The sequence below is a fragment of the Paenibacillus sp. FSL W8-0187 genome (assembly GCF_037969755.1).
In the GTDB taxonomy this organism is placed as follows: Bacteria; Bacillota; Bacilli; order Paenibacillales; family Paenibacillaceae; genus Paenibacillus_AQ.
The window spans coordinates 5,914,072-5,926,512 of the sequence record NZ_CP150206.1; the positions used below are offsets into that span (position 1 = coordinate 5,914,072).

At 48.8% G+C, this 12,441-nt stretch carries 10 protein-coding genes and 2 tRNA genes; 1 reads left to right on the plus strand and 11 read right to left on the minus strand.

Going from position 1 to position 12,441, the window contains the following annotated elements; genetic code table 11:
* Positions 1–80: 80 nt before the first annotated feature.
* The 10 genes from MKY48_RS26710 to leuB all read right to left on the minus strand — a co-directional run bounded on the left by MKY48_RS26710 (position 81) and on the right by leuB (position 8,765).
* Complete coding sequence (locus tag MKY48_RS26710) at positions 81–737, minus strand: HXXEE domain-containing protein (RefSeq protein ID WP_339267513.1); 657 nt, start codon at positions 735–737, stop codon at positions 81–83.
* Positions 734–1,348, minus strand: a complete 615-nt coding sequence (locus tag MKY48_RS26715) for a TetR/AcrR family transcriptional regulator (protein ID WP_339267515.1) — start codon at positions 1,346–1,348, stop codon at positions 734–736. The genes MKY48_RS26710 and MKY48_RS26715 overlap by 4 nt, the downstream gene beginning before the upstream one ends.
* A 386-nt stretch (positions 1,349–1,734) precedes the next feature.
* Positions 1,735–1,805, minus strand: a tRNA-Gly gene (locus MKY48_RS26720).
* 77 nt (positions 1,806–1,882) lie between these two features.
* A tRNA-Pro gene (locus MKY48_RS26725) sits at positions 1,883–1,956 on the minus strand.
* Positions 1,957–2,129: 173 nt separating this feature from the next.
* On the minus strand, positions 2,130–3,092 hold the full coding sequence (locus tag MKY48_RS26730; protein WP_339291673.1) for an aldolase catalytic domain-containing protein: 963 nt from the start codon (positions 3,090–3,092) through the stop codon (positions 2,130–2,132).
* Between the two features lie 143 nt (positions 3,093–3,235).
* Positions 3,236–4,753, minus strand: a complete 1,518-nt coding sequence (locus MKY48_RS26735; protein WP_339291674.1) for a leucyl aminopeptidase — start codon at positions 4,751–4,753, stop codon at positions 3,236–3,238.
* 84 nt (positions 4,754–4,837) lie between these two features.
* The gene (locus tag MKY48_RS26740) at positions 4,838–5,962 is read right to left on the minus strand and encodes an ATP-binding protein (RefSeq protein ID WP_076324534.1); all 1,125 of its coding nucleotides are present in this window, start codon (positions 5,960–5,962) and stop codon (positions 4,838–4,840) included.
* A 322-nt stretch (positions 5,963–6,284) separates the two neighbouring features.
* Entirely contained in the window at positions 6,285–6,692 is a 408-nt protein-coding gene (locus MKY48_RS26745) for a hypothetical protein (RefSeq protein ID WP_015737147.1), read from the minus strand.
* Between the two features lie 282 nt (positions 6,693–6,974).
* Entirely contained in the window at positions 6,975–7,514 is a 540-nt protein-coding gene (locus tag MKY48_RS26750; protein WP_009593058.1) for a peroxiredoxin, read from the minus strand.
* Between the two features lie 174 nt (positions 7,515–7,688).
* Positions 7,689–8,765 (minus strand): 3-isopropylmalate dehydrogenase, encoded by a 1,077-nt coding sequence (gene leuB / locus MKY48_RS26755; RefSeq protein WP_076324535.1) that lies wholly within the window; start codon positions 8,763–8,765, stop codon positions 7,689–7,691.
* Positions 8,766–9,585: 820 nt separating this feature from the next.
* On the opposite strand from leuB, the gene MKY48_RS26760 reads away from it, so the two are divergent.
* Complete coding sequence (locus MKY48_RS26760; protein ID WP_339267522.1) at positions 9,586–10,566, plus strand: aldo/keto reductase; 981 nt, start codon at positions 9,586–9,588, stop codon at positions 10,564–10,566.
* Positions 10,567–10,822: 256 nt separating this feature from the next.
* Here the strand turns inward: MKY48_RS26760 and MKY48_RS26765 are convergent, their stop codons facing one another.
* Positions 10,823–12,361, minus strand: a complete 1,539-nt coding sequence (locus tag MKY48_RS26765; RefSeq protein ID WP_076324538.1) for a 2-isopropylmalate synthase — start codon at positions 12,359–12,361, stop codon at positions 10,823–10,825.
* Positions 12,362–12,441 lie beyond the last annotated feature (80 nt).

The window sequence follows — 12,441 nt, forward strand, 5'->3', positions numbered from 1 at the left end:
AAACTCATCTCGCCCGTGTCGGTCAACACTGCCGTCAACCGTCTGGATGACCAAATCTTTGCAAGGAACTAATGTCCCTCCTATATTTCGTCGTCGACCCATACCGTGTTCGGAGACACGTTATAAGGGCCTAGCTGCTTCGGAGAAAACGAATACGGCGAGTGTTCGTCCTTCAGCCACATATTCCCCTTGATGATGAAGATATACGCGGCGATAACAAAATAAACCGAGCCCAAAATCCAATCCCACGCACTTGCCAGATTGTAACTAACGATATGATAGATATACCAGCCGCCGATCGGAAAATGAAACAGCAGGACGGCGCCCAAGCCGGGATTGTATATCGTTCTTGCTTTGATGTTGGCAAATATGCCGTGCCAAATAAATTGGAAAAAGCCCATGAAGACGGGGGCAAGACCAAGCCAGATGAGATGCGGGACAAACACGGGAAGAAGATAAAACAGATAAGCGATGCCGAGATTGATGATCATAGCAGACTGCGTATTCAGCGGATAGCGTTCCGGATGCTCGCTTCGAAAAATGACGCCGTTAAACAGCCCTCCGAAATACCCCGGCCACCGATATTCTTCGAATTGATGCACCAATATCGCCACAAAGCTGAGCCATAAAATGACTTCGATTTCCGGCATGAGACTCCCATTGACCAACAATCCAATGCATACAAAGAAGGCGACAACGATGCCCAGATCCTGCCAATAATCTCTTAGAAATTTCATTTTCCTCGCTCCTTTGCTTCTCCATGTTCAGGAAAATAGCGCTCAAACAAAAAATCGATTTGCCGGTCGATGGGAGCAGGCTTGACCCCGGCTCCGGATTCGAGCAGCGGCTTCATTAATGCAGGGAGAAAAATGGCGCCGAAAATTTGCGTAACCATCATCATTAATGAGTCCGGCCGTTTCTCCCCCGTGATCTCTGTAAACACCTTTTGAAGCTTATGAAATCCAGTTGCTTGCAAAAATTCCCCATACTCATGTTGGGACGCGAACATCGCCGAGCCGGCCGCTATCGTGTGCAGCACCAGCTCCGGATATTGCTGAATGACCTGAACGTAACGGGTTAAAAATAATTTCAATCGCTCCTTCGGTGGCACAGACACGTGATCGAGCACATCGAAGGTATCCCGGAAGCCGATCAGCAATCCCTTGATCGCCTCGTTGATCAGCTTGTCTTTCGAGCCAAAATAGTAATTGACAAGCGCGATGTTGGCGTCGGAACGGGAAGCAATCTTGCGAATCGTAACACTGTCGAATCCTTCCCGCTTGATTACATCTAGTGTCGTCTGCAAAATCTTCTCTTTGGTGTCATTGCTGTGGTCTGGCGATGCCATCGAACCCCTCCCTATCTATCCTGATGCAACAATTTATTAAACATTGTTTTAAACATTGTTTAATGAGAGTATACCACCCTTTTTATGACAAAGCAATCGTTAGAATTCTCCCGAAATTCCCCGCCAACGCGGTAAAAATCTGTACTTTTGCAGCATATTAAGTCGCTAGCCCTTCATGGGGGGCATTGGCAACGCTCTACCGGCAGCCCATCAAGCTTCGGTTAGATAAGCGCATCGTTACAGCAAAAAAAAGCCCTTGTTCTTTCAAGGACTTTTTTGTGTGTATGGTGCTTGTTATATGAATCGAACGGGAAATCGAAAGTTCGTAAATTCGGATTTCCGCAAACAAAAAACCCTTGTCACCAAGGGTTTTCGTTCTAACTATAAGCGGGTGATGGGAATCGAACCCACGCTACCAGCTTGGAAGGCTGGAGTTCTACCATTGAACTACACCCGCACATATACCTACAAAAGTGACGCTATGCTTCGGAGCATATTTCGATTACTTTTGCGAGGCCCTAATTCATAAGCGAATCGGGACGACACGATTTGAACATGCGACCCCCTGGTCCCAAACCAGGTGCTCTACCAAGCTGAGCTACGTCCCGATAATGAAGATGGCGTCTTTTGAAGACAAAAATAAATATACCATGTCGAACATATAATTTCAACATGTATTTTATGGAAAATGGATCGCCCGTATATTAAAGCAAACAGCATCCTTCCCGGGAAGGATGCTGTTTTACCTTGACCTGATATGAGGGCTGTGAAAGCACCTTGCCTATTTTTTGTCGAAGGTCACTTCCGGTGTCGTTAATTTATCATAAAAATCCACAATTTTGTCTTTATCCTCCGAAGCACGGAGTGCCATGGCGGAGCGCGGATGTTCGTCCAAGGTGCCTGTAATCATGTAAGGCATAATATAACCCCACTCTTCTTTTTCGCGAAGAGGGATCATGTAGCGCTCGATAATATCCAGTACCGGACGCAGCTCATACTTCGTGCCTTTCAGATGGGTAACCAGAAGCTCGGTCGGGCAGTTGCCGGCCGCACGTCCCATCCCGTACACGGATGCATCCAGAAGCTCAACGCCAAGATCTGCAGCGACCAGCGTGTTGGAGAACGCCATCTGCATGTTGTTATGGGTATGAACGCCCAGACGTTTGTTCGGCAGATGGGTCTTGAACTTATTTACAAGGTATTCCATATCTTTATGATCAAGGCTTCCGTAAGAATCGACGATGTAGACCACATCCACGACGCTCTCCTTGATCAGCTCAAAAGCTTCCAGCAGCTCGTTCTCCATCACGTTGGAGAGAGCCATAATGTTCAGCGTAGTCTCGTAACCACGATCGTGGAAGGTCTGAACCAGCGCAAGCGCCTTATCCACGTCTTTGATGTAACAAGCGACACGGATGAGATCCAACAAGCTTTCCTCGCGTGACAAAATATCGTCTTCATCCACACGGCCGATATCTACAAGGGCGGACAGTTTGGTCTTGCCTTTATGAGGAATCACTTCTCTGAGGAAGTCATCATCCAGAAAACGCCAAGGGCCCGCCTGATCAGCGCCTTTCAGCAGTTTAGGCGAATTTTTATAACCGATTTCCATATAGTCCACGCCAGCCTCATTCAGGCCCGCATATAAATTTTGTACAAATTCCACACTAAAATCCCAATTATTGACCAGTCCGCCATCGCGAATGGTACAGTCTACAATCTTTGTCTGACTACTCTTAATCATTCTAAGCTAAACTCCTCTCGGCAATTTTTCTCTTCATCATACTTGAATGCCGGTTGAAAAGTAAAGCAAAAACGTCCGAAAGACGGACGTTTTTCTAAGGGATATGGGACTCCCACTGACATCTTCATTTCATAGCAAGCGATTCAATCCATGACGACCTGGACCTGCTTAAGAATCCAGTCGGTGATGGTGCGAACGAGCACACCCGTTGCCCCTTTGGGATCCACGCCCCGCTCCTTGGATAAGTAAGCCGTACCTGCTATGTCAAAATGCACCCAGGGCAGCCCATCAGCAAATGTCCCTACAAAAAGACCACCCGTTATCGTCCCGCCTTCTCGGCCCGTCTGATTTCGTAAATCCGCCACCTCACTCTTCAATTTATCCCAGAACTCCGGATAGGATGGAAGCGGCCATATTTTTTCGCCGGCCCTCCGAGATGAGGTAATAAGCTCTTGCAAAAAGGTCTCATCATTAGTTACGGCCCCAGTGGCTATATCCCCAAGAGCCGAAACGACAGCACCTGTCAATGTGGCCACATCAATCAAACGCGAAGCCCCGAGCTGCTTGGCATAAGTTACTCCGTCCGCAAGCACAATACGTCCCTCAGCATCCGTATTCAATACTTCGATGGTGCGACCGCTCAACGTCGTGACAATATCACCGGGTTTAAAGGCACTACCGCTCATTACATTTTCCGCTGACGGAATCACCATCACTACATTTACCCTGGGACGAATCCGTCCGAGCGCTTCCATAACGCCCAGTACGGTAGCCGCCCCGCCCATGTCGCTGATCATATCCTCCATCCCAGATGCCCTCTTCAGCGATACACCACCGGTATCAAACGTAACCCCCTTACCAACAAGGCCAATCACATCCTCCCACGTCTCCCGTCCCTGATAACGGAGCGCAATCATGCGCGGTGGATGTATGCTGCCTTTACCTACGGCCAGAAGGCCGCCCATGCCCTTCTCGACAAGTCCTTCCTCGTCCAGTACCTGTGCTTCAAAACCGTTCCGTTTTGCAACCTGAAGTGCCTTCTGGGCCAAGTCTTCCGGCAACAGCATATTGCCGGGCAGGTTCGTTAAATCCCGTGCCAGACAGGTCGCTTCTCCAATCGCTGCCCCTAATGACATCCCCTTCGTCCACCCAGCTTCAAATTCCGCATCCATATCTTCTTCTATATAATAGAGGATTTCTTCTAAATTCGTTTGTTCGGCAGCATCACGCTTATAATGAGGTTTCCGATAGCTTCCGAGGATAAAACCTTCAGTTAAAGCCTGAGCAGCATCTTGGGGAGTCTGTTCGGCAGTGAAGTTGACCATCGTATTCGGAATTTGAATGGCAGCACTGCGTGCACCCGATTTCACGGCGGCTTTCCCCGCTTGTGCTGAAAGCAGCCGCAGCTGCTCGGATGTCAAGATTCCTTCGGGGCGGCCCAGCCATATTAACAGGCGCGATTCACCTTCGATGCTCTCCGGCCATACGAATGACCGATTGGGAGTTCCGTCAAATAACCGACTCTCGGCCAACGGTTTGAGCAGTGGATCCCAGGCCTCGGAAACACCGCCTTCCGCCGTTTGTTTTTTCGTTACGGGAATGATGATAGCATCGGTATGCACCTGCCCGGATGATAAGCTGCCTTGTAATGTCCACTTCATGCGATCTTCTCCTCCTAAAAAAGAAAAAGCCATTCCATCGGAACAGCTGCTCTCGTATTTATTTCAGGCATGAATCGTACATTCTTATACTTCCGAAACGTCCAATTTAGGAAATGTAATCACAAACTCCGTCCCGCTACCAACCTGACTATCCACGGCAATCGAGCCACCATGATTTCTAATAATACTGTAACTCACGGATAATCCCAGCCCCGTTCCGCTCTCTTTCGTTGTGAAGAATGGATTGAACAGATGGTTCAATGTATTCTGATCCATGCCGCCACCGTTATCCGAAATGCAGATGTTGATATGTTTCCCCGTATCGCGGGCGGAAATATCAATTACTCCGGTGATATTCTCATCATGATGCTCATTAATCGCATCCAGGGCATTTTTAATAATATTCAGAATCACCTGTTTGATCTGCTTCACATCCACGGAAATAAACGCAGGTGGGGTCTTATCAGTGTGCAGAATAATTTGGCATCCCTTCATTAAGGCTTCACTTTCAGTTAGTAGAACGACTTCCTTCAATAAAGAGGATACGGACACAATCTTGGTTTCTGGAGCAGAGGGTTTGGAGGAATTTAGAAACTCATATATAATATCATTCGCACGATCAATCTCCGTAAGGATAATTCTGGCATATTCGTCCTTACCTAAGCTTACGAGATGTGGACGAAGCAGTTGGATGAAGCCACGGATGGAGGTCAGCGGGTTCCGTATCTCATGGGCAATGGATGCCGAGATCTTTCCCAGCATGGCCAGCTTATCGTTCTGATAAGCGGTTTGCTCAATTCGTTTGAAGTCAGATACATCCTTCACGCTGATCAGAAAATCGCCTTCCATCTGGTCCCCATAAGTCATGGTGATCAACCACGATCTGCCATATTCATCAACCAGTTCATGAAATCTCTTGCGATGGAATACCGTTTCCCGGAAAATGCGAAGTATTTTTCTCTTCTTGAATCTGGAGAGCTGGGGATGACGCAATAGTTGGGTCAGCGTACAGCCAGTCAGCGATTTACGGGATACACCTAATAATTTTGCCATCTGTACATTAACAAATGCCAACACACCGTCACTATCAAAGAGGATGATCCCGCTGTCGAGATTCTCCAGTATGTTCTCATACTTGTTCCTAATAAGCTGGCTGGAATGAAAAGAACGAATAGCCTGCAGCTCAGATTCACGGATTTGACTCAACAAGATGGCTCCCCCTTTTCTTGAAAAGTTGAACTCACCAAACCGACAAAAAACCTTGCAATAATCAGCTTGTCCGCCTTTGAATCAGAAGCAGCCCGAATCTGCTTCCTTCCATGATAGTCATCGAGACAAAGAAACGTCAATCAGAAATCCTGTCGAAAAATGGGAAATTGCATAAAAATACCATCCTTAGTTCTTATGTATTTCTGTTTATGTATTGTATCTAACACCTATTCCCAAACAACTAATATAATTATTACCCCCTTTGATTCCATTTGAAACATTAAAAAAGCCCCGAATATTCACGAGGCTTTATTAATTCCTGTTAAGGTTGCTTCTGGAGCCGGAGCCTGCGCTGACTCATCACGGCAAGTCGTCTTTTCAGTTCGCCCTGCCACTTCTCATCCTCCATCCATTTGGCAACCACCAGGAGATCTAACGACATATCAATCTGACTCTGAACCACCGTTAGCGGATCCTCCGACTCCCGGTTGACAACATTCTCAAAAATCGCGTCCTCATCTTCCATCACATAATCCTGAAAATCCACCTGGGATGCTCCGTCACCATGGGCATATTCGGCTAATATTTCATACTCATTCTCAACCCGATGGTGTACTTCGACGCGATGGCAGACCGGACAAGACAGCAGGGGAACATTATGTACTTGAGTGCGATAATGCTTCAGTGTACCCTTTGTACCCATCATACTAGCCCCACAGCAAAAACTCATATCGTTCACCCTCCTTTTGTGGATTCTCAACCGTTTCAAAATATTGTATTCGCTTTCACTCCCACTAATTCCTTCATGAAAAAAACCTCGATTAAAAATTTAGGCACGATTCCCTATGCTTAAGTCTGTAAGCCTATATATTTATTATATATCAACGCAAGAGCGGTTCTCTAAACAAGAGTCTTCCCCGATTTCATCCAATAAAAACAGAGGTGAAAAAACCCCCATTACCTGCACATAATGTCAGATAATGAGGGTTGCCTTAACTTTAACGAAATGGAATTACAGGTTGCTGTCGCCTGGTTTCCAGTTCATTGCGCACAATCCGCCGGATTGAAGTGCTTGGAGAACGCGAAGCGTTTCTTCTACACTGCGGCCTACGTCGTTATGGTTAACAACTTGATATTTCAATTCGCCTTCTGGATCGATGATGTACAAGCCGCGCAGAGCAACGCCTTCTTCTTCGATCAGAACACCATAGTCTCTTGCTACATTTTTGGTGATGTCGGAAGCCAGTGGGAAGTTCAATGCTCCCAGACCATTAGCTTCTTTAGCTGTGTTGATCCAAGCTTTGTGGCTGTGGATAGAGTCAACACTTACACCCAGAATTTCAGTATCCAATGCTTTGAATTGATCGTAAGCATCGCTGAGAGCCGTGATTTCAGTTGGACATACAAAAGTGAAATCAAGCGGATAGAAGAAGAATACGAGCCATTTGCCGCGGTAGTCGGACAGGCTTACTTTACCAAAATCTTTACCGTCTCCTGATACAGTTTCCATTGTAAAATCAGGAGCCGCTTTACCAACCAAACGTTCTGCCATGATTGAATTCCTCCTTAACATATGTAAGAAAATACGAGTATTTTCTACATGCTATGTTCCTATGAACATTTAATAGAAATGTTATCATTGAGGCTAATCAAAGTCAAGATTGTAAAGGTTACTTTATTATAATTATTATAAATAAGGAGTTTCTTTGAACGAATGCTTCTTCTATTAACGGATAGCCGCGGCGATCAAATCGCCCATTTCTGTCGTGCTGAGCGCCTTGCTCTTATCCACCGCAATGTCAGCTGTCCGATGTCCGGCATCAAGCACCTCGGCAACAGCACGTTCAATTGCGTCTGCCGCATCCTCGTAGCCGAACGTGAGGCGGTACATCAGCGCGACGGAAAGAATCGTTGCAATTGGGTTTGCCAAGCCTTGACCGGCAATGTCCGGTGCCGAACCGTGTACCGGCTCGTACAGACCGAAAGCTCCTTCACCCATGGATGCGGATGCCAGCATGCCGATGGAACCTGTCAGCATCGCTGCTTCATCGCTTAGAATATCGCCGAACATGTTCTCGGTTACGATCACGTCAAAGCTGGACGGACGACGCAGCAGCTGCATCGCGCAATTGTCTACCAGCACATGCTCCAGCTCCACATCCGGATATTCAGGAGCGATGCGGTTTACCGTTTCGCGCCACAAGCGGGACGTTTCCAGCACGTTCGCTTTATCGACAGAAGCCAGCTTCTTCCGGCGCTTCTGTGCAATCTCGAAGGCTTGATGAACGATGCGCTCTACCTCCGCCGTGTTGTATACACAGGTATCTACCGCTTCTTCCCCACCAGCACCTTCGCGTCTGAACTTCTCGCCGAAGTATATGCCTCCTGTCAGCTCACGAACGACCATCAAGTCGGTACCTTCGAGAACTTCAGGCTTCAATGTGGACGCATCTTTCAAGCAATCGAAAATGACAGCCGGACGCAGGTTGGAGAACAAGCCAAGCTCTTTACGGATGCCAAGCAATCCGGTTTCCGGACGAAGCTCCTTCGAATTGTTGTCCCATTTCGGTCCGCCCACCGCACCCAGCAATACAGCATCAGCACTTTTACATACATTCAGCGTTTCTTCTGGCAGCGGCGTCCCTTTCTCATCAATGGCAATGCCGCCAAACAGCGCATGTTCCGTTGTAAATGAATATCCGAACACCTCTTCAGTACGTTTAATGATCTTCTCCGCTTCCGCCACTACTTCAGGGCCGATGCCGTCTCCGGCAATTACCGCGATTTTTTTCGTTTCTGCCATTCTTCGTCACTCCTTATTTATATATACACTGGTCGTATTTAATCATCTAGTTACTGTTGTAACATACTTTCCCCTCGATTGACCAAGATATAGAAACTATGAACTTAATTCGTTTTGCCTATAAGTAGGGGGAATGTGGTCAGGGAGAAAACGGCTTCGAAGACTTAATGTGAAGCTCAAAGACTTAATGCAAAGCTTCGAAGGACTTAATGCAAAACTTCGAAGGACTTAATGTGGGAGGCTCCAAGTACGTATCGTTCCTCCAATCGCTGTTGTCGCCGAATTTCTGGATTGTATTTTAGGGGTTGAAATTCGGCTCCAAAGGCGACCGCTTCGCTTTTCCGGAATCGATTCGTCCTCTCCGCTGCTTTGAAGCCGAACGGATTAGCAGGTTCAATGGAGAAGAGCGAATCTCCCTGACCACAAGGGTTGTGGGAATTTGAAGAGCCGCCCTATGCATAAAGCATGGGGCGGCTCTTCAAGGTAACATCTTGTTGGGAGCTCTTTGACTCCTAGACTTTCTTTTTTCTGCTTGTCTGCTACTTGTGTCTTGCTCCCGCTACTTGGTCCTGTTCCATGCTCCTGCTGCTTGTCTCTGCTTCTTTCTTCTTGCTGCTTTATTTTTGCTCCTGCTACTTGAGTCTTCTCCCGCTACTTGATCCTGTTCCATGCTCCTGCTGCTTGATTTGCTGCTTGTTTCTGCTTCTTGCTTCTTTAAAATTAAGTTCTCCCACGTCATTAGTTACATTTTTCTGCCAATACGCTACAATAGGGGTGAATTTGTCTTATACCCTAAACGACCAAGGAGTGATCATTGATTATGCAGTACACTGCTCTAGGTAAATCCGGTATGAAAGTAAGTCGTTTATGTCTGGGGACGATGAATTTCGGTCCTGCCACGGATGAAAAGGAAGCCTTCCGCATCATGGATGCAGCGCTTGACGCCGGCGTCAACTTCTTCGATACGGCCAATGTCTACGGCTGGGGCGAGAACTCCGGGCTGACTGAAACCATTATCGGACGCTGGTTTAATCAAGGCGGGGGGCGCCGCGAGAAAGTCGTTTTGGCAACCAAATTCTACGGCTCCATGAGTGATCCTCTGGATGGCCCCAACAATGAAGCCGGACTATCAAGCTATAAACTTCGTCGTCATCTCGAAGCATCGCTCAAGCGTCTGCAAACGGATCATATCGAGCTGTACCAAATGCATCACGTGGATCCTTCCGTTTCATGGGACGAGCTGTGGGGAGCTTTTGAGGTTGCGGTTCATCAAGGAAAAATCGGATATGTCGGATCCAGCAACTTCGCGGGCTGGCAGATTGCGGTTGCGCAAGCCGCGGCCCAAAGCCGTCACTTCCTGGGCCTCGTTTCCGAGCAGCATAAATACAGCCTGACTTGTCGATTGCCGGAGCTAGAAGTGCTTCCAGCTTCGCAGCAGCTCGGACTCGGCGTTATTCCATGGAGCCCGCTGGACGGGGGACTGCTGGGACGCAATGCGCTTAAGAAAATAGAAGGCACACGCAGCGGAGGCAATGCGGAACGCGTGGAGAAGCATCGCACGCAGCTGGAACAGTTCGCGGCACTCTGCCAGGAGCTGGGCGAACCGCAGGACAATGTCGCCCTTGCCTGGGTACTTAAGAACCCGGCGGTTACGGGACCGATTATCGGACCGCGCACGCTGGAGCAATTCGAAAGCTCCCTGCGCTCGCTTGAGATTGAACTCGATGAAGCCGTGATGAAGCGTCTGGATGAAATCTTCCCGGGTCCGGGCGGCGCGGCTCCGCAGGCCTACGCCTGGTAAGATTCGGATTCCGCTTCGATGCCCAAATGAAATGCTGTCTTATCTCGTTGATCAGCTGCATCAAGCCGGTATCGGCGCACTGCAATGAGGCGTTAAGAGCTCGGTGCAAGTGTCTTGATACCAGCATTACACGTCTAGCCAACAGTTTAATAAAACAATTAAAAGAGGAGCCGCTTTAACAGCGGCCCCTCTTTTTCATGGTAAGCTCCTTTAGCGCTCACACTGCGATCAGAGCTCCCATCACGCCAAGTATGGATTACAGCGTAGCGCGCTCGCGCTGGCTGAACGTTTTGCGTTTCTCGATCAGGACGTTAACGGCATCCACGTAAGCTCGTGCACTCGCCTCCAAAATGTCCGTGCTCAAGCCGCGGCCTTGTGCTGCCACGTCGTTCTGCGACAGCACCACATGCACCTCGCCTTGAGCATCCTTGCCATGCGTAACCGACTTGATGGAATAATCCGCAAGCGTAACCTCTTCTCCGGTCACCTTGTCGATCGCGTTATAGATCGCGTCCACGGAACCGTTGCCTTCGGCCTCTCCCTCAATCGTCTGCTCCGCAGTCGCAATACGAACCCGCGCCGTCGGCGTAGATTCATTGCCGTAAGCAACAAAGATTGTTTCCAGCTTGAACACTTCCGGCGTATCGATCAGTTTCTCTTCCAGCAGAGCCAGCAGATCCTCATCGGATACTTCCTTCTTCTTGTCGGCCAGCACTTTGAATTTGGCGAATGCATCATTCACCTGTTCTTCGCTCAGCTCATAACCCAGATCCAGCAGCTTCTCCCGGAAAGCATGGCGGCCGGAGTGTTTGCCTAACACCAGCTTGCTTTCTTTGAGCCCGATGGACTCCGGCGTCATAATTTCGTAGGTCGTCTTCTCTTTCAGCATGCCGTCCTGATGAATGCCCGATTCATGAGCGAATGCGTTCGCGCCGACAATCGCTTTGTTGCCCGGTACAACCATACCGGTCAGCTTGCTCACAAGGCGGCTCGTGCGGGCGATTTCCGTCAGTACCAGCCCCGTCTTCGCTCCGAAAAACTCGGAACGCGTCTCCAGCGCCATCGCAATTTCCTCAATCGCGGTGTTACCTGCACGTTCACCGATTCCGTTGATCGTTCCTTCGATCTGATCGGCCCCGTTCAGAATGGCGGCAAGGGTGTTCGCCGTCGCCATGCCCAGATCGTTATGGCAATGCGCGCTCAGCTGCACCTTCTCGATGTCCGGAACATTTTCCTTCAAGTATTTGAAGATGGCCCCATACTCCGAAGGATTCAAATAACCCACGGTATCCGGAATGTTCACGACATTGGCTCCTTCACGCACAGCCATGCCGACAACCTCTGCCATGAAATCCAGCTCCGTCCGGCCGGCATCCTCCAGGGAAAACTCCACTTTGGAAAAGTATTTCTTTGCATAACGGATCGAGGCCTGCGCCGTTTCCAGCACCTGCTGCTTCTCCATCCGCAGCTTAAACTTGCGGTGAATCGGGGATGTGGCCAGAAACACATGAATGCATGGATCCTGTGCTCCCTGAAGCGCTTCGCGAACCGCATCGATGTCACTCTCTCTGGAGCGTGACAATCCAATGACCGTGACGTCCTTAACCGCGCGTGCCACTGCGTTCACAGCAGCAAGGTCACCGGGTGACGCCGCTGGAAACCCTGCTTCCATGCGGTCGATTTTCAACTTTTCGAGTTGAAGGGCAATTTCCACCTTTTCCCGAGTGTTCAAATTCACGCCAGGAGATTGTTCTCCATCTCTCAGCGTTGTATCAAAGACATAAATCTTTCGCATGTCGGCACCTCCTTGAAGTTTATCGCTTGACGTAAACATCCGGCGGCAGGTTGACTTAATCCCCTGCCGCCGGCTGCTTA

Bases quoted from the DNA above. Each gene is read 5' to 3' on its own strand.
- MKY48_RS26765 (WP_076324538.1), bottom strand. From the start codon at position 12,361: ATGCGAAAGATTTATGTCTTTGATACAACGCTGAGAGATGGAGAACAA.
- MKY48_RS26760 (WP_339267522.1), top strand. From the start codon at position 9,586: ATGCAGTACACTGCTCTAGGTAAATCCGGTATGAAAGTAAGTCGTTTA.
- MKY48_RS26735 (WP_339291674.1), bottom strand. From the start codon at position 4,753: ATGAAGTGGACATTACAAGGCAGCTTATCATCCGGGCAGGTGCATACC.
- MKY48_RS26750 (WP_009593058.1), bottom strand. From the start codon at position 7,514: ATGGCAGAACGTTTGGTTGGTAAAGCGGCTCCTGATTTTACAATGGAA.
- MKY48_RS26715 (WP_339267515.1), bottom strand. From the start codon at position 1,348: ATGGCATCGCCAGACCACAGCAATGACACCAAAGAGAAGATTTTGCAG.
- MKY48_RS26730 (WP_339291673.1), bottom strand. From the start codon at position 3,092: ATGATTAAGAGTAGTCAGACAAAGATTGTAGACTGTACCATTCGCGAT.
- MKY48_RS26745 (WP_015737147.1), bottom strand. From the start codon at position 6,692: ATGAGTTTTTGCTGTGGGGCTAGTATGATGGGTACAAAGGGTACACTG.
- leuB (WP_076324535.1), bottom strand. From the start codon at position 8,765: ATGGCAGAAACGAAAAAAATCGCGGTAATTGCCGGAGACGGCATCGGC.
- MKY48_RS26710 (WP_339267513.1), bottom strand. From the start codon at position 737: ATGAAATTTCTAAGAGATTATTGGCAGGATCTGGGCATCGTTGTCGCC.